The sequence below is a fragment of the Dolomitihabitans soli genome (assembly GCF_022213955.1).
Lineage (GTDB): Bacteria > Actinomycetota > Actinomycetes > Streptosporangiales > Streptosporangiaceae > Streptosporangium_A > Streptosporangium_A soli.
On the sequence record NZ_JAKNTW010000040.1, the window covers coordinates 19,290 to 36,526 of the forward strand.

General features: G+C 65.3%; 17 protein-coding genes. 11 read left to right on the forward strand and 6 right to left on the reverse strand.

Annotated elements, in window-relative coordinates; translation table 11 throughout:
- Positions 1-5: 5 nt before the first annotated feature.
- Together MBA17_RS44005 and MBA17_RS44010 are read right to left on the reverse strand one after the other, a co-directional pair.
- Positions 6-926, reverse strand: a complete 921-nt coding sequence (locus tag MBA17_RS44005; RefSeq protein WP_238504311.1) for a DUF4097 family beta strand repeat-containing protein — start codon at positions 924-926, stop codon at positions 6-8.
- On the reverse strand, positions 926-1,453 hold the full coding sequence (locus MBA17_RS44010; RefSeq protein WP_238504313.1) for a hypothetical protein: 528 nt from the start codon (positions 1,451-1,453) through the stop codon (positions 926-928). Before MBA17_RS44010 ends, MBA17_RS44005 begins: the two co-directional genes overlap by 1 nt.
- A 567-nt stretch (positions 1,454-2,020) precedes the next feature.
- Here MBA17_RS44010 and MBA17_RS44015 point away from each other — a divergent pair.
- Positions 2,021-2,434 carry an ASCH domain-containing protein gene (locus MBA17_RS44015; protein WP_238504315.1) on the forward strand — a complete coding sequence of 138 codons (414 nt, stop codon included), beginning with the start codon at positions 2,021-2,023 and terminating at the stop codon, positions 2,432-2,434.
- A 171-nt stretch (positions 2,435-2,605) separates the two neighbouring features.
- On the opposite strand, the gene MBA17_RS44020 is transcribed toward MBA17_RS44015, so the two are convergent.
- The gene (locus tag MBA17_RS44020; protein WP_238504317.1) at positions 2,606-3,988 is read right to left on the reverse strand and encodes a serine/threonine-protein kinase; all 1,383 of its coding nucleotides are present in this window, start codon (positions 3,986-3,988) and stop codon (positions 2,606-2,608) included.
- A 120-nt stretch (positions 3,989-4,108) separates the two neighbouring features.
- On the opposite strand from MBA17_RS44020, the gene MBA17_RS44025 reads away from it, so the two are divergent.
- Complete coding sequence (locus tag MBA17_RS44025) at positions 4,109-4,330, forward strand: hypothetical protein (RefSeq protein WP_238504319.1); 222 nt, start codon at positions 4,109-4,111, stop codon at positions 4,328-4,330.
- A 1,128-nt stretch (positions 4,331-5,458) separates the two neighbouring features.
- Positions 5,459-6,343 (forward strand): DMT family transporter, encoded by an 885-nt coding sequence (locus MBA17_RS44030; RefSeq protein WP_238504329.1) that lies wholly within the window; start codon positions 5,459-5,461, stop codon positions 6,341-6,343.
- Between the two features lie 324 nt (positions 6,344-6,667).
- Here the strand turns inward: MBA17_RS44030 and MBA17_RS44035 are convergent, their stop codons facing one another.
- Positions 6,668-7,150: a tautomerase family protein gene (locus MBA17_RS44035; RefSeq protein ID WP_238504331.1), complete on the reverse strand. Its 483-nt coding sequence runs from the start codon at positions 7,148-7,150 to the stop codon at positions 6,668-6,670.
- Between the two features lie 80 nt (positions 7,151-7,230).
- On the opposite strand from MBA17_RS44035, the gene MBA17_RS44040 reads away from it, so the two are divergent.
- The 6 genes from MBA17_RS44040 (at position 7,231) to MBA17_RS44065 (ending at position 12,151) form a co-directional block, all read left to right on the forward strand.
- Positions 7,231-7,755 (forward strand): winged helix-turn-helix transcriptional regulator, encoded by a 525-nt coding sequence (locus tag MBA17_RS44040; protein WP_238504354.1) that lies wholly within the window; start codon positions 7,231-7,233, stop codon positions 7,753-7,755.
- 275 nt (positions 7,756-8,030) lie between these two features.
- Positions 8,031-8,225, forward strand: coding sequence for a hypothetical protein (locus MBA17_RS44045; RefSeq protein WP_238504356.1), 195 nt, complete (start codon positions 8,031-8,033; stop codon positions 8,223-8,225).
- A gap of 88 nt (positions 8,226-8,313) precedes the next feature.
- On the forward strand, positions 8,314-8,964 hold the full coding sequence (locus tag MBA17_RS44050; RefSeq protein ID WP_238504358.1) for a uridine kinase family protein: 651 nt from the start codon (positions 8,314-8,316) through the stop codon (positions 8,962-8,964).
- A 281-nt stretch (positions 8,965-9,245) separates the two neighbouring features.
- Entirely contained in the window at positions 9,246-10,022 is a 777-nt protein-coding gene (locus MBA17_RS44055) for a hypothetical protein (RefSeq protein WP_238504360.1), read from the forward strand.
- Between the two features lie 500 nt (positions 10,023-10,522).
- Positions 10,523-11,065: a hypothetical protein gene (locus MBA17_RS44060; RefSeq protein ID WP_238504362.1), complete on the forward strand. Its 543-nt coding sequence runs from the start codon at positions 10,523-10,525 to the stop codon at positions 11,063-11,065.
- A 681-nt stretch (positions 11,066-11,746) separates the two neighbouring features.
- The gene (locus MBA17_RS44065; protein ID WP_238504364.1) at positions 11,747-12,151 is read left to right on the forward strand and encodes a DUF4259 domain-containing protein; all 405 of its coding nucleotides are present in this window, start codon (positions 11,747-11,749) and stop codon (positions 12,149-12,151) included.
- Positions 12,152-12,343: 192 nt separating this feature from the next.
- On the opposite strand, the gene MBA17_RS44070 is transcribed toward MBA17_RS44065, so the two are convergent.
- Positions 12,344-12,763 (reverse strand): hypothetical protein, encoded by a 420-nt coding sequence (locus tag MBA17_RS44070; protein WP_238504366.1) that lies wholly within the window; start codon positions 12,761-12,763, stop codon positions 12,344-12,346.
- A gap of 869 nt (positions 12,764-13,632) precedes the next feature.
- Positions 13,633-14,985, reverse strand: coding sequence for a hypothetical protein (locus tag MBA17_RS44075; protein ID WP_238504378.1), 1,353 nt, complete (start codon positions 14,983-14,985; stop codon positions 13,633-13,635).
- Between the two features lie 573 nt (positions 14,986-15,558).
- On the opposite strand from MBA17_RS44075, the gene MBA17_RS44080 reads away from it, so the two are divergent.
- Entirely contained in the window at positions 15,559-16,128 is a 570-nt protein-coding gene (locus MBA17_RS44080; RefSeq protein WP_238504380.1) for a site-specific integrase, read from the forward strand.
- 199 nt (positions 16,129-16,327) lie between these two features.
- Positions 16,328-17,113: a hypothetical protein gene (locus MBA17_RS44085; protein WP_238504382.1), complete on the forward strand. Its 786-nt coding sequence runs from the start codon at positions 16,328-16,330 to the stop codon at positions 17,111-17,113.
- Positions 17,114-17,237: the final 124 nt, after the last annotated feature.

Below are 17,237 nucleotides of genomic sequence, written 5' to 3' on the forward strand. Positions count from 1 at the left end.
GGGTGTCAGGAACGATGGATGACGATGTCGCCGTAGGCGGTGTGCGCCCGCACCTCGACGACCTGATCGGACTGACCGGGATCGTCCGTGGGGTCCAGGGAGACGTCCACGGTGCCGTGCTCCGAGCTCACGTCCAGCCACGCGGCGGAGCCCTCCCGGATTCCGAGCTCCAGCCCGCCGCCGGTGGTCTCCATGACGACCGAGCCGGACACCACCTCGCCGATCCGGACGCTGCCGTAGGCGGTCTTGGCGGCGACGTCGGCCAAGGCGCGATCGACGACGCTGTCGCCGTGGGCGGAGTTCAGGCGCAGGTCGCCGGTCACCTCGCGCAGGCGGATCTCGCCGTGTGAGGTCTTGACCACCGCCGTGCCGTCGATCTTGCCGATGCGGATGTCGCCGTTGGTCGTGGTGACCTCGGCATGCCCGGTCGAGCGGGTGACCGAGATGTCGCCATGGGTGGAGCTCAGCCGCAGCCGGCGGGCCTGCTCGACCTGGATGTCGCCGTAGGAGGTGGTGAAGCTCACCTCGCCGAGCACGCCCCGGCAGCGGAGGCTCGCCGCCGTCTTGGCGTCGATGCGGGAGCCCGCCGGAAGGTCGACCGTCACGTCGACCGAGCCACCCCCGCCGAGCAGCAGCGACTCCACCAGTTTGTCGAGCGAAAAGCCCCAGCCGGACATCGGAGTGGCTCGATCCTTGGCCGCCCGCACCAGGAGCCTGCCGTCGGCGTACTCGACCTGGGTGTGCTCGGCGGCTTGCACGTCGGCGTCGCTGAACTCGTCGCTCGGGCGGATCTCGACGACGGTGTCGGCGCGGTCGCTCGCGTTGATCCGGACATTGGCGGTCGCCACGTCGATGATGGCGAGAATCGGTTCTGGGCTGTCGAAGGTCGGCACTGCGGTCCCCTCCTTACGAGTTGGCGTGGTCATCAGCGCACCCAGCCGCTGTAGCGATTACCGGTCTGCTGGGTCGCCCGCCGGGCGGAGCGGCGGCCGGCGTCGCCCGGGTCGAGCGCGGCGGCGACGGCGCGGACCAGCCAGGAGTTGACCGATAGCCCGTCCCGGGCGGCCGCCTCCTCGATGCGCGGCTTGAGGTGCTCGGGGACCCGCAGCGAGATCCGGGAGGTCCCGCCCTCGTCGGCGTCCGTGGGTGGTGGCAGGGCGGGCGGCCGCTCGTACCGCTCGATCTCGTCCGCCTCCTCGAACGGCCGTCCGGCTCGTGGCGTCACGACGAAGCCGGGGTCGCGTCCACGCAGGCGTACCTCGACCGAGCCGGGTGCGAGCTCCTGGGTGATCTCGTCCGCGGCGGCGGACAGGGCCTCCAGCAGGGCGAGCCGGGTGGCCGACTCGAGCGTTGCGGCGAGGCGCTCGGCCAGCGCGCGAGCTTCCTCGCCGCCCGCTCCGGCAGCGATGGCGAGTTCGCGGCGGAGGTGATCGACATACGGCGAAAGGTCCATGACGTCACTATGACATCACAGCGACGTCACTACAAGGCGCTCTACTGATGTCGTGAATGACGCCACTTGGCCAATGATGACGAGGGGAACGGGAAGCCGGCGAGTGCCAGGGACTGTGCCACCCGCTCTGACCTGCGACTAAGGGGAAAGGGCGGTAGGGGCGTTCGGCTGCGGGGTAGCGTCTGCGGGAGGCGATGTCAGCCTCTTCGAAGCCATATCTCGGCTATCTGGCGATGGCGCGAACCCTGCAGCGCAGGGCGTTCTTCACCGGTGAGTGCACCAACTGCCTGCAGCGCTCGTGTCCGTCGACATGATCGGCACCAGGTTGTCGGACTGCTGCCCGACCTCCGGCGGTCCGTCCGACGTGCTGGGTGGCAAGGCGGTCATCGACCGGCTGAACGGCCGGCGACCGCGTACGACGCGAAGGCCACCTGGACCACCTGGCGTACCAGGATGATCGGCCATTCGTACGAGGGATCGCTCGTACGCCTGCGTAATGCTCTGAGCCTGCTGGTTAGGGTGACGCTTATGACGTCTGACTCCAGCAGGCTGGTCGACCCTGCCTCCTTGCCCAAGGCCGAGTTCGCCTTCCCCGGCCCGCTACGTGACAGGCTTGTCGCAGACATCCTCGACGGCCGCAAGACTGCCACGACCAGTCTGGCCGCCGATTATGAGCTTGAGGGCAAAGCGCTGCCTGAGATCGGCGAGCGATCGGCGGTGGTGGACTCCGCCGACCGCCCGGCCGCTCTCATTGAGGTGACGAGCGTGCGGGTTGTGCCGCTGGGGGAGGTAGATACGGCCCATGCGGTGGACGAGGGCGCGGGCCACACGACGGTCGCGCAGTGGCGTGCGGCCCATGAGGAGTTCTGGCACGGTCAGGAGATGCGCTCGGCGCTGGGCGATGCCACTTTCACCGTGGACGACACCACCCCAGTGATCCTGGAACGTTTCCGCGTCGTCGCCGACCTTCGTACGCCCTGACGGCCAGGCCCCGGACGAGACGAGACCCGCAGGCCCGTCACCGCCCAAAGAGCTGCAGGTGCCGGGCGCGCCACTGGGCCGGTGGTGCGCCGCGGCGCGCCACCGGCCCCGGCCGGGTGGGCGTCGGCGTCATTGCTCGACCCACCGATTGCTCATCGGGTCGAGATGCGGTCAGCAGACCTGGATTTTTATGGACATTTCGCGAGGTGTGCCGGGGCGGAGAAGCCAGAAGGTGGCCGTGTGCGTGCCGGATTTGGTGAACCTTAGTGGGGCGGTGATGCTGAATGGGCCCTTGGGACCGAATCGGGTGCTCACACCGACCTCACGGCCATCGAGGACCCAGCGGTATCTCAGCGGGTCGGTGTCGTCGACGACGTTCACTCGGGCCGCTGCGCGGACGCCGCTCAGATGGCAGGTGCCATTCTTGCTGCCCTGTGCTCGCAGGCTACTGATCACGGCGGCCGCGGATGCCGGGTCGGTCGTCGACGTCGCATTGCCGACGGTCGGGGCCGGCGAGGAGTTCGTGGCGGAACTCGGTGGCGGGTTCTGTGCCGCGTCGGAGGCTCCGGTGATCGGCGAACCCGTGACCCCGGGACGATTCGTGGATTGGCCTGGGCCTTCTTGAGGGCGGAGCAACATGGTCGCGCCGAGGGTGACGAAGGTGACGACGACGGCGGTGCCGGCTACGAGGAGGCCGGTGTGCAGGCGTGCCGTACGGATGGCGGGTTTGGTGTCGGTGGCCAGGTCGGAGGGGACGGGCGGCCGTACGCGTTGCTCGCCCAGCAGTTGGAGGAGCACGTCCTGCATGGTGGGACGGCGGGACGGCTCCTTGGCCAGGCAGTTGGTGACGATGGAACGCATGGGTTCGGCCATGTCACCGAGGTCGGGGGCGGCGTGCAGGATGCGGGCGACGACGGCGGGCAGGTGGTCGGAGCCGAAGGGCGGACGGCCGGCGGCGGCGAAGACCATCACCGAGCCCCAGGCGAACACGTCGGCGGCGGGCCCGGTGTAGTGGCCGCCGAGCTGTTCCGGCGCCATGTAGGCGGGGGTGCCGACGATGCTGCTGGTGACGGTGAGGGAGGCCTCGGTGTCGCGGGCGATGCCGAAGTCGATGACGCGGGGCCCGTCCTTGGCGAGCAGTACGTTGGCCGGTTTGAAGTCGCGGTGCACGATTCCGGCCCGATGCACAGCGGTGAGCGCCGTCGCGGTGGAGACCGCCACCCGGTGGAGTGCGGGGCCGTGGTGGACGCCGGCCTGCTGCAGCGAGAGCCCTTCGATGTATTCGGTGACGATGTACGGTCGCCGGCCCTCGAAGGAGGCGTCGAGTACCTGGGCGACGCAGAACGGATCGACCCGCTGGGCGGCGGCCAACTCCTTGGCGAACCGCTCGCGTACCTGGTCGGAGACCACGCCGTGCAGCACCTTGACCGCTACGTACCTCCCGTCCTGAGCCTGGCCCAGGTAGACGATGCCCTGCCCGCCGACGCCTAGACGGCCCACCAGCCGATACTGGGCGATCGCGGATGGATCATCCGGATATAGGGGCTCAGGCATGGTTCATGACCTTAATACAGGCTCTGTCGGGTCCCGTGAATTTCGCACGAAAGAGGGCCGGACCCGCTCGTATTCAGCCTTCGAGTCAGCCCCAACCCAGCCGCCAAGCGAGGACAAGAGGTGACGACCACCGGCAACTGCGGTGGGGGCACGAAGCTCAAGGCCGTGCTCAGCGGGTTCAACGGCAAGCCGGTGCTTGAGAACATCCGCATCACCAACGACGACCCTGACGGTTTCGTGGCGAAGGCGACCCTCTCCAAGACGGTCGGCAACGGCGTCGGCCCCGTCTTCGTCGACTGCGGCGGCGAAGCAGGCGTGACCCTCCTGGTCACCCACGTCTGATCTGGACTCCCGGCACGGGCGCCCGAAACACCGGCGGGTCACAGGAGCGATCCGCCGGTGGAGTCGCCTGCCATGGACCCGAATGGAACCCGATTCGACCTCAGGCCGGTGGCCGCCCCTGCGGTAAGGGAGTCGCCGCAGATCAAGATCTGAGGCTCTGAGCTGCCCCCGTGGCTGCTGTACTTTCCTCCTGTACGGCAAACGCCCCGACCCGCTCCGGCAACCAGCGCGTCGCCGCACTCTGCTGCTGCACGAGCATCCCGTGTACAGGTTCGCGTTTTCAGCCGGGCCGCGCTCAAAGGTAGATGGTCAAGCGATGTCCAGTGCTCCTGCCAGCCCGTCCCGTCGCCAGGATGAACCGACCTGGTCCCGCACGCCGCCCGGCCGGCCGTTCTACGCCGTGGTCTCGCTGGTGGTACTGATCAGCTTCTACGGCGTCAGCGTGCCCCAGTGGTACACCGAGACTCTGGTCTTCATGTTCTTCGCCTTCCTCCTGCTGGCCCCCTACTGGTTCATCCGCCTGTCCGTGGCGTCGTGGTTGGTCCGGCCGTCGATGACGGGCAAGCGGTTACGTCGCTGGCTGCCGGGACCGCTCATCTTCCTCGGGGTACTGGGCACGCTCTACATCGACGCCCCCTCTGGGTACGGTTCACCCTGTCCGAGCCCAGCCTGGAACAACATGCGAAGACCCTCGCCAACGACGGGACGCACAGCCCCGGATGCCGATGGGCAGGGCTGTACAACGTCTGCGACGGGTACGGCGGCGCGGGCGAAGCCATCCCCGGCGGCGCCCGATTCTTGGTCGAGGACGCATACATCAACCCATCGAGAGGCTTCGTCTGGTTGCCCGACGGCCGACGACCGACCGTCGAGGAAGACGACTCGAACATCTACTTCCACCTGACCGGCCCTTGGTGGGCCTGGAAGGCATGGGACGGATGGTGACCAGCGGACCTGCGTCTACCTCGGCGACCAGCCGGGTGAGCAGCGCGCGGCGTTGCACGGCGTGATCCACTGGAGACTTTCTCCGACCAACGACCATGCCCGGCGCCGCGCGGCGGGGGCGCCGCAGCTTGGGCGGCGATAATTCGATATAGCACGAATCATTGCGGCGATACGGTTTCGTCCATGCAACAGGTCATAGAAGCGCAGATGGACCGGCGGGCGCTCGCCGCCGCAGGTGTGACGGTCGTGCTGTGGGCGTCGGCCTTCGTGTCCATCCGCAGTGCCGGGCAGTTCTATTCTCCTGGCGCGCTGGCTCTGGGGCGGCTGCTGGTCGCGGCGTTGGCTCTTGGTGTGATCCTCGTCGCGCGAGGCGAGAGGTGGCCGGCGCGTAAGGCGTGGCCTGGCATCGTGGTGTCCGGGGTGTTGTGGTTCGGCGTCTACATGGTCGCTCTCAACTGGGGTGAGCAGAAGGTCGATGCGGGCACCGCCGCGATGATCATCAACATCGGACCACTGCTGATCGCATTGCTCGCCGGCTGGTTCCTGCACGAGGGATTCCCCCACAAGCTGCTGATCGGCATGGCCGTCTCGCTCGCCGGCGCGGTGGTCGTGGGGCTCTCCAAGTCCGAGGGCGGCGCTTCCTCGATCCTGGGCGTCGCGCTGTGCGTGGTGGCCGCCCTGTCCTGGGCGGTGGCCATCCTGGCGCAGAAACCCGCGCTGCGGCACGCTTCCGCGTTGCAAGTGACCACCTTCGGTTGCGCGGTCGGGGCGATCGTCTGCCTGCCGTTCACGGGGCAGCTGGTGAGCCAGGTAGCCCAGGCGCCGATGGCGGCGACGCTGAACGTCGTCTTCCTCGGTGTCTTCCCCACCGCGCTGGCCTTCACCACCTGGGCCTACGCCCTGTCCAGGACTACGGCGGGCAACATGGGCGCCACCACCTACCTCGTCCCCATTCTGGTGGTGCTGATGTCGTGGGTGCTGCTCAGCGAGATTCCCGGCTGGCTCACCTTTGCCGGAGGCGCCCTCTGCCTGATCGGGGTCGCCATCTCCAGACGGACGCGAGGGTAGCGCGGTGGACGCCGCTCTACCTATCTGTCGTGCGGCGACAGACGCCACACGCATGCTCATCCAGAACGCCAACAGCGACTGGAACAACCCATCGCCGTCTTCACCGACGTCCTCGAAGCCGAATTATGCGCCACCTGATCCCCCTGACACCCTCCTAACCAGAGGTATGACCTGCGAGACCTCGGAGGCCCTGACCGGGTGCTGCGCGGCTGTCCGGTTCACCGGGGCCTTGCACATCGCCTCATGGTCCATAGCGTCCTCATGTTCGCCACCGCCCTACCGTGCACGGCAGCTTCGCCGCCCTGAAAGGTGTCGAACCATCCTCTATCCGGCCGGCTGGCGCAGCCGGGCCGTGCGCCGTTCGATTTCCTTTTCGCCCGCTCCCGCGAAAGCGAGGATGTCGGGCAGCCGGAAGATGCGACCGCCGCCGCCCCAGTTGCCGTCGGTGATCTCGTTGATTATCACCCAGACGCGGAAGCCGTCCTCGGGCGCGGGGTCGCCCCCGTCCAGCTCGGCGCGCAGGATCTGTTCGGTCACTTCCGCGATCAGGCCCGCCTTGGCGTCGTCGTCGAGCGTGGCCTGCGGGACCCCGACCATGACCCGGTAGCGGGGTCGCTGTGTGGGGCGGCCTGCCACCGTGACGAGCGCCGGCTCGTGCAGGAAGGTCCAGGCGATCGACTCGGCCGCCTCGTTGCCAGGTTTCGCGCCCTCCCACTTCAGGAGAGTACGGGTGAGCGTCGCCATGAGCTCGGCCTTGGCGTGATCTGTGAGGGTGCCGCTCGGCATCGTGAGGTCGATCATGGGCATGGCTGCCTCCCGGCGAGTAAGTTCACTAGAGCAACTGACGTTAGCGACGTCAGTTCAATAGAGCAACTAACATGGATGCCGTGCGCAGAACCCGCTTCGACGCCTGGCCCTGCTCGATCGCCCGCACCGTCGATCTCGTCGGCGACTGGTGGACGCCCCTCGTCATGCGTGAGGCCTTTTACGGTGCCCGCCGTTTCGAGGAGTTCCAGCAGCGGCTAGGGGTGAGCCGGAACGTCCTCGCGCAGCGCCTTGAGCGCCTCGTCGAGGAGGACATGCTGAAACGCCTGCCCTACCAGGACCGGCCGGTGCGCCACGAATACCGGCTCACTGAGAAGGGCCGTGACTTCTTCACCGTGCTCGCCGCGATGATCCGCTGGGGAGATCGCTGGCTGGCGGAGCCCGGCGGGCCACCCGTCGAACTGCGTGACCGTGAGACGGGCCTGCCAGTCGAGCTGGAAGTGATCGACGGGAGAACGGGCCGACCGGTCGATGTGCGACGGATCATTTGTGCGCCCGGCCCAGGATTCCCCAGGGATCTCGCCGAACGGCTTCAGCAGTCGATGGAACCGGACTCCGGGGAGCCGGACGCCGCACCCGTCGAATAGCCCTCTGGGGTCATCCAGAAGGGCCTTTGAGCTCGGCGCGGCCGGGAGGATTCGAACCCTGACCTTCTGATCCACAGCCAGGTCGAGACTGTCCACGAGCGTCTACGGGCGTCAGAAATGCCTATAGAAAGGGACATCTGGCTACGAGGGTTCCGCCATCGTCCACGGTCATCCAAAGCTGTCGTCAGCATCTGCGTAAGCAAGATCCACCTGCTGGCATGGGTGGGAGACAGCCTCGTCAATCGACCCCGGCACGCAGGCCTACGCTGGGGCTCATGCCGCCCTGTCTCGACGTCTACGTCTGGGTTCCAGGGCACAACTCCGCGATCCTCGGGCGATTCATCGACAGCTACGTCAACGTGGCCGCCAGTGACGAGCGACTCCACGCCTTCATACGGGTCCATGTCCTGGGCATCGCGAACGACACGGACGACAAGGCCCTCGACGAGTTACGGGCTGGTGGCGGGTGATCGTGTAAGACGGTTGCTGTACATCACTGGGTCGACGGCAGCGGCTCGTATGCTGATCTTTGTCCTCACCTCCGGAGACAGGTTGCCGATGCATCTACATCCAGGCGAGACCGAGGCCGTTGGCTGGCGGGTGATGACCGTGCTCGACGCCGTCCGGCAGTTGCGCGATGCATCACCCGACGTCACCGGACGTCCGCGGGTGATCGCGATCGACGGCCGGGGCGGCGCCGGCAAGACGACCCTGGCCGAGCGGCTACGCAAGGTGGTGCCCAACTCCGCCATCGTGCACACCGACGACATCGCCTGGAACCACGCCTACTTCGACTGGGGCGCCGTGCTCGTCGAGAACATCCTGCACCCCCTGCACCGGGGTGAGGCGGTGGACTTCCGCCCTGATGCCTGGATCACCCACGACCGGCCCGGATCGATCACCATCCCCGCCGGTGCCGACTTCATCTGGGTCGAGGGCACCGGCATCATCCGCGAAGAGCTTGCCCCGTGGTTGGACGCCTCGGTGTGGATGCAGGGTGACCTCGATGAGCAAGAGCGCTTGTTGGTCGTCCGCGACGGTGACTCCCCCGAGCAGCTGGCGCACGTGGCGAACTGGCTGCTGGAGGAACTGCCGTTCCTGTTGCGAGAACAGCCGTGGAGCCGAGCCACCATGATCGTCGCCGGCCCTCCGCAGATCGACCACGACTCGGACACCGAGTTGGTCGTCGCCCCGCCGACCAGCCCTTAGGTCGGCCGACCCACCCGCAGGAAGGGCATGCGCAACGTAGGCGGCGCACTTCCCTGCTCCGGCGGTAGATACGGGGCGGTGCCGTGTGATCGTGTGAGGCCGCGTTGCTGTATCGGTTGCTGTACAGCACCGCTGCGACGTTCACCCCAAGGCCCCAGTGGCAAGCGGGCCTAGACCGTAAGGGATCTTCCTGTGGACCTCAGTTGCACAGCAGACCCTCGTACCCGTCATCCGGTACTGCTGATCGCCATACCGGTGCGTGATGGCCGACACTCTGCACTGTGGATAACGAGGCGGCAGAGTACGCACGGCGTTGGCTGGCAGAAGAGGGCGTCACCCAGGTCCGTAAGGGCGTATGGGCGAGCGACGAAACATCGGTGGAAGAACCGCTCACGGCCAACGACGTGGCCCACGCGTGGACAAGCGTAGCGCTAGAGGACCCTGACCTCGATGCGACCGGCCGGCTACGACTCGCCCTCGGCCTCCTGGACCTTCTCGACGACTACTGGGTAACGTGCGAGATTCGCTTCGCCGTAGTCGCTGCGCAAGATCTGAAAGCTGAACTCCTGTGGGACGCCTACCGTCGGCGATTGGAGGCTTCGCAGTCGCCCGAGCCGGTCACCTATTCGCTATGGGTTGACTGGTTCGAGGACCGCAGCACAGTGGAAGTCGCCTTCGCCGAAGTGCTGGGCAACGACATCGAGGAGTTGTGGTCCGAGGATCGGCTTCACGCGTTAACTCAAGATCCACTATTTCGACGTGCTCAACGAGTTCTGGAGATTTCCGGACCCGTGCCCTGGCCGCTCAAACACCCCGCCTACCAGGCAGTCGTGGAAGTACCGGCCCTCCATCCCGCCCTGTTCCAAGGCCTGCTCAGCAGCTACCACGACTTCTATGGCGACCTTGAGCCCCATACAGCCCATGCTCTCTTGCAGCAACTGGACCTCCCCCCGGGCACCAAGTGGCTCGCCCACTTACGCGCGGTCCTTCAAGCAGGGCACCGCAACCACTACCGCGCCCCAGACGCCTGGCTGGCAACCGGCTGGGAGACCTCCTGATCCGTAGCGAGAACGAGACCGTCCACACCCGTCTACGACCTTCCATCTGCCCAGCTCGCACATCACTGTGAGAGGTCGGTCCATCCACGAGCGTCCGTGATCGTCCACGGCCGTTGTTAGCATCCGCGTTAGCAAGATCGAGGGCCAGCACCGCCGTCCGACGTTCAGCGTTGGCACCCCAGGTGTCGTCATCCTCGGCAGGAGCGAAGCCCAGACCAAATTGAAGACGGTGGAGACTTCAAAAGCTACGTTGAAGGCGTGGAGCTTTTAGAGGACCGTGAGTGGGATGCCAGCGTGCACGGCACGGAGAGCCCGGCGCGGCGCGGCGAATGCACGTGGGGAGCACCTTGCCCGAACCGAGCCACCCGAAGCGGTCCTGGTGCGTGATGCCGGCGGAGAAAGTTGGTGGGCTGTGTGCGACCGGCACTTTGCTGACTCTCCGGTCTTTCCGTAGGTGTAACACATCGGCCTGTAGGCCGAGGAGTGGAAGGCTGGGCGGCATGAGCGACGTCGACGTGGAGCAGATTGCCGCGCTGTTGAGAGAGCGGAACGGTATCGACGCGAAGCTCGCAGCGATCATTCAACGTCCCATGACCGCAGGCCATCTGGGCGAATGGATCGTGGCGCAAGTCTTTGGAATCGCGTTGGAAACTTCCGCCGTGGCCGCCGCAGTCGACGGCCGGTTCACTTCTGGTCCATTGCGTGGTCGGACCGTCAATGCGAAGTGGTATCTCAAGCGCGAGGGCCTGCTGGATGTTACGGTGCGGAAGAAGCCGGACTACTACCTCGTGCTGACGGGGCCCGCGTCACCAGCGGCTTCGTCGCGAGGCGGCACTCGTCCTTGGTGTATCGAGTCGGTGTACTTGTTTGACGCTGAGCAGTTGCTAGCGGAGCTCCGTGCGCGCGGAGTAAGGATCGGGGTCGCCTCTAGCGTCCGAGCCACGCAGTGGGCAGCGGCTGAGATTTACCCGGGCGCAAATAACCCGTTACTTCCGGTAAGTCCGGAGCAAGCGGAGTTACTGCGACTTTTCGCACTTCGATGAGACTGCTGCATACGGAGTCAGAACTCCGATGCCGAGCACTTGCAGTTCGCAGAACCCGTCGACCGGCAGCCCCCAAGTCATCATCGAGGAACCGCACATGCCAGGGCCGTGCGTTGCTGCTTGAGCGCGGCGGTCGATCCCTCGCCGTTCGCTGTCACTGATAGGCCCACTCATGCCTCCTGCAGCCGGAGCCCTGACCGGCGAACGCCGGAGCGACCCTCGTAGATCTGGGTGATCTCCGACCCTCGACGCGATCACCAGCGAAAAATAGTCGGATTATGCGGCTGAGCAGTGGCTAAGCCTTTGGACCTCTCGCATCACTTCTCACTGGTTCCGGTACTTCCACGGAACAGCCACGGAACAAGGGCGGCATAGGAACCAGTCTGGGCAGGCATTTGTGAGTGCCTGCATCAAACGAGCGTCCCCGTCCGTCCTCTGCGCGGACGGGGACGGCTTCGTCAGTTGGATAATCCGTGGCGGTGTAGGTACTCAATCGCGTCGGGGTGAGTCTCCGTCCACTGCGTGTGTCGACGACGGGTGAAAACTGCCGCAAACACTGCTGGGCAGGGGCTGTCACGTGCCGGACGTGTGCGGGAGGTGAGCGGATGGCCGCAACGTCTCTTGTGTTGGTCTGGCGGGAGGCAGATCGAATACTCTTCGTCGCGACTTCGGAGGTGTGTAGTGGGAACTTGGGACGCTACTGCGTTCGGTAACGATCATGCTGCTGATTTCGCGGGCGATCTTGATGACCTGGAGATCGGTGATCGCGCGGCGGCAATCAGGGAGGCCTTGATCGCTGCGGCCGACGAGGCCGACTATCTGGATAGCTCCGAGGGAGTCCCCGCTGTGGCGGCTGCCGCGATCGTTGCGGCGCAATGCCCTGGCGGCTCTCCCACCGACCCGATTTATGGGCCCGAGCAGCCGATCCCCGATTTGCCAGATGGCTTGCGAGCGCTCGCCTTGCGAGCCCTCGAGCGGGTTCTCGCCGACGATTCGGAGCTGAAGGATCTGTGGGATGAAAGCGGCAGCTCGTCTGAGTGGCTTTCGGAGATCGAGAAGCTTCGAGCGGTGCTTCAGGGTCGGTGACGTTAGTCCTGGCTGAAGAGGTACTCGCCGTCGTTGCCGCCGAGCAGAAAGACGAAGCGGTCAGCGTCTGCGCAGAGGTCGGCGGCGTCATAACCGGGGCACCCGACGAACCGTGCGAATCTGGCCTGGTGTGGGCCATCCGGGGTATCGGCGGGCAGCGTACGCCGCTCGTATGGCCCCCGGGAGGTGGTGCTACTCGCCGTCGACCTCGATGAGGTCGGGCTCGCCGTCCATGGACACTTCGGTGACGGTCACGCCGGCGCCGGTGTGGTCGATCGGCAGGCTGTCCACGACAGCAACGGCCGTGCTGCGCGCTTGCTCCTCCGTGAGCGCTTTGACGCGGACGACCGTGAACAGCTTGGCGTCAAACGCGAACTCGCGCGTGAGGGGTTTCGCGCTCTTGATGACGCGCTCGACGCCGTAGTCGTCAGCGTCGTCATTGTCGGCGGCGTCATCCCCAAAGAACTGGTCAAGCGCGTACTCCGAGATCTTGTCGAGGTCGTCGGCGATGGACACCGGCACCGAGATCTCGCGGTCGAGCGTGTAGCTGTGAGACCAGTGCTGGCCCATGAGGGCGCGTGTTTCGCAGACCACACGGGGGCGTTCTGCCACGCGCACCATGATCGGTTCTGGGCCAAGGCATGGGGATGGCCGCCAGACGCCTCTATGACCTATGGGCACGCTTGTGTCTCCACGTGGCCCCAACATGGGCGTTTCACCGGGAGCAGGCCGCCGGGTTTGGAGCAGGCAACAGCGTTGGGGACCTCCGCCGACGTCCTGCGCCCCTCCCTCACGGGAAGGCATTGGGAAGGATCACCCGGATGCGGCCGTTCAGAGCCGGACACAACCGGATCCCGAAGCATGATCAAAACACAAAACCCCTGGTCACCACAGGGATGACCAGGGGTTACACGGGGCGCGGCCGGGAGGATTCGAACCCCCAACCTTCTGATCCGTAGGCAAGGGCAACCACCTTGTCAGGAAACGTCTCGCCCTGCTCAACCGGTAGTTGCGGGTTGGTGGTGTGTGATCGTGTGAGGCGGTGTTGCTGTACGCCACTGCTGTACGGCTGTGGCCGCCAAAGGACTACCAGCACTTCAGCAAGGGCGGCCGCTGACACCTGCCGTGATGTCGCTGAGCGGCCTCTGACCTGTAGTTCGGCATCTCGGTGTGTCTCGGCTTCTCTGGCGGTTTCGTGGTCTCGTGTGCCCTCATTGTGCCCTGTGTGGATGCCGGCCCTCGCCCTCATGGGTGCGGGAGGGACCCACTTACCAGCCCTCAGAGATGAAAGTTTCCAACCATGGGCGCTGTTCCATATCGCTTTAACTGGCAATCCTGGTGATGCCGACTGCCGGTCAACTGGCCTGCTGAACCGCGGGCACGAACCCGCCCGTGAGCCTTTCTACCATCGACCAAGGCCGCCCAATAATCCCGGAATCATCGACGATACGAGTGTCTGTCGATGGCGGCCGGTATACAGATCAACACCGGTCCCAGTGACGAGACGAGGCGAGTTGAACATCGTCTTCTTTGACGGTCAGGGAACCCCCGGCCCTGTCCCAGAGAGCAGCCCGGCCGTTCGCGTCTCCGAACAGCACCAGAGGACGGCCCGGGACGAATGCCGCGCCCTTGAAAGCGATCTTCTCGGTGACGGGCACAAGGCAGACCGCCTTCGGCTCGATCCCGTGAAAGGCTGTCGTCGTCCCCGCGGCCCGAAGCTCCCGCAAAGCGATGACGCCACTCCGGTACCCCTCCTGCATTCCGAGGAAGCAGGGCACCAGAACCGCGGCCATCAACGCGAACAGCGTGACGAACGTGACCATCCAGAGAGGAACGATCAAGTTCACGTGATAGCCCCATCCGACAATCGCCAAGGAGACCAAGGCCAACAGCAGCGTGAGGCCGGTCAAGGACCATGCCGGTCGCAATGCCTGCCACCATGGCAACTCCACGTCATCCGCGCCCAGATCGAACACCATGAGATAGGTCTCGTACGTCAGCTGTCCATAAACCATAGGCAGCGGTATCGCGATGGTCACCAGCATGGGAAGCAGCCATGAAAGGGCGACCTTCAGCGACGTGTAATGGAAGAAGTGACGAACTCCGACGATGGTGACGGGCGTGACCAACGCCAAACCGGCTAGACGAACGACGTCGGGGTGCGGGTCCGCGGCGAGGGTCCACCCCATGAACACCATCACCGGATAGACCATGCTGCCCAGCAGCCAGGAGCGCATCAGCCACCTGCAAAGGATGGCCGACGCGACCACGACGAGGAGCGCGACAGCAGTCCACGGTTGGCTCGGCCACGTTCGCCCCAGGATGATACCGCCAGCGAGCGGCGCTAGCACGGCTAGCACACCGCCAGTAGCGTTCATCGCCGCACTCGGGGGCTTCGCCGAACGATGTCTCGCCTCCAGGTGCCGCAGTTCGTCCTCGGAGCTCTCACCCACCGCCTTACGCACCAGCAGCCGGCGACCGTTGAATTCCGTGGTGCGGCTGTTCGCGAGAGCCTTAGCATCGGCCACGGATTGCGCATGTATTTCCCCTTCGACCGGGCGCCCCGTCAAGGAGTCGAAAATTCGGAACCGGGCGTCGAAGGTTCCCGGCGGTCGACGAAGGTGCGTCCATCTGATACGGACGGCGATTCCATCCTGGATGCACGAGCGCAGCAGGTGGCGCCTTCCCGCGGTGAGCGCTCCGATGCGCGATCCGGCGATGGGCACATCGACCTGGAACCGTGACCCATCTGTGGACCGACGTACACGCCAACTGCGGGACCCGCACATCACAGGCACCAGCTCGGCATGTTCGGGCGGGGCTTCGAACTCCACTCGCACCGTATGGTCGTACGGGTATGGCGCGCTGGCCTCGGCCCATGGCTCCCAGATCGTCTCGTATGGTCCAACGGACCTTTCCGCCGGTCTGCCTTTACGGCTCCGTGCGGCCAGTAGAACCATCAGCACGAGGAAATTCCGGACTGCCACCTCAAGAGTGTCAAGCAGAGCGGTCAAGGCCTGAAGCCATTCCCGTCAATCTTCATCGAACTGTGAGACCAGACGAAGCCGGAACACGCGTCGGTTGAGCATGACCGGAGCCGAGTGTTGCAAGATCCCGAGATTGCCTTGACAAACGCTAAGGCCCGCTCCCAAGAACCCCCCGTAGCGGTCCTTTCGCATGTGGGCGGCCGAAAGGAAACCTTCTTGTCAACGACGCTCGAAACCCCTGCCTGCGGGGTGCGGTGCGGCGCTGGAGGAGGGGCATGGCGGACCCTGCCGTAAGTGCCGCGCCCGTGACCGCTAGATGAGGCGTCGCCCCGCTGGGCGCAGGACCGGCAGGCGCAGCGGAGAGACCCGTCGCCCCGGCACTCGCTCGAACGGCTTCGCCCAAGTGGGGGTGACCTGGACGTGACCACGATCCCGCTGATCATCGGGCTCATGCTCGCCACCGTCGTACTCGTCGGCTACGTGATCGTCATGATCGGGATGTGCCAGGACACCGGCGGATGTGCCTGGCCGAGCCTCCCCAGTCATGCGGCGGGCCTGGGCCGCCGGGTCACCGGCTGCCACGTGCGGAGCGACGGCTCAACCCGCGCCCAGACAACGTTGACTCCCCCGCGCGAGTCGCTCGGACAGGTCAAGCAGCGTGGCACAAGGCACAGGTTCCTGAGCCATGTGCCCTCGATGTGCCCTCTGCCAACGCCTGACCTCTTCAACCGCAGGTCACGCACCCCCGAGTCGACTACCACCACTTCAGCAAGGGTGTTATCCAGATCGAAGAGGGCAAGCCTTTGCACAGCGCGGCACACCTGCGCCTCGCTCCTCGCCTCCCTCGACGTACACCCGCGCGTCGCGATGCGGATCCTGCGGCACTCACAGATCTCGATGACCATGGACGTCTACACACAGATCCCGAGCCCGGAAACGCGCAAGGCGCTCGACCGGCTCAATCAGAGCCTCAATGGTCCACACGCATAGCTCATTATCCGTCCATAAAGGCTCTTTGGGGACCACCCCCAAAGAGCCTTATTCATATGCAAGAGCTTGATTTATAGCCGAGAAGATATATTCAACTAGCGGCTGCGCCAATATCACTATTCGATATCTGTGATTTAAAGGAATAGATTCGCTGGCGATCTGCCCCGCTCGCCTTCACGCTTGACGTAATGGAGAGTGAATGACGCATCCTGTGAGTTGTGAGGGCGCAAAGCAGCATCAGTGCCGATGCTCCGCCTGCGGCGGGGCGCAGCATGGCTGGCCTAACGGCCTCGCCCTGGCACGCGACACCTCCCCTATTGCTCGCCAGGAGGCAAGAGACCGCAGCGACGTCGCATGGGCAGGCACACAACCTCCCCGCGGACAACGACGACCGTCCAAGGGCAGACAGGCAGCCGCCACCGACTGCGCAACAGTCGATCTCATCGACTGGCTGTCCGAAAATCCAAGCACAATCGACCACATCCAGGAAGTCGGCAACCTCCTTACCGGTCCTATCATCGGGGAACTAGATAAGAGGTTCGGCGGCAGCAAACCACGCCAGGCCAGAAAGAGTTTTACCGATCATTTCTGGTGTGATCTCCTCGTCGCCCTGGCCGAGAGCATCGAGAAGTTCTCGAAAGCCCTCGCCCGCGTACCCGAGAACGTGACGGCAGCCATCATCGACTCTCGGAGAGCCGAGCGTCGCACCCCTCTTCTCGAAGCCCTGGTGGCTCTTGCCGTACAGACGGCTTGGGAGCCCATCAAGGGCCTGATCCACACCAGTGGGGTCGAGGAGGTGCAAAGGGCGTGTCGGATTCTCGCCGTCCTGATCTGCCCGGCTCCCGAAGATCACCCGGCGGTGCAGAACGGCGCACTCCTCCCCCTGGCGCACGAAGGGCTGTTGAAGATCAGTAGAGAACGGCTCGAGCAGGTCTTCCCCGCCGAATGGGTCCGCCGCCTCCGGGATGACCTCGGCGGTGCCTGAGCGAGGTCACCGGTAGCGTTTCTAACGCGAGGGCGCCGGCCGGGCGCTGTCCGCAGATGCTCGTCTGTGTGGGCCCGCGTTGCTGTACATCGCTGCTGCACAAGATCAAAAAGGCCCTCTGGGA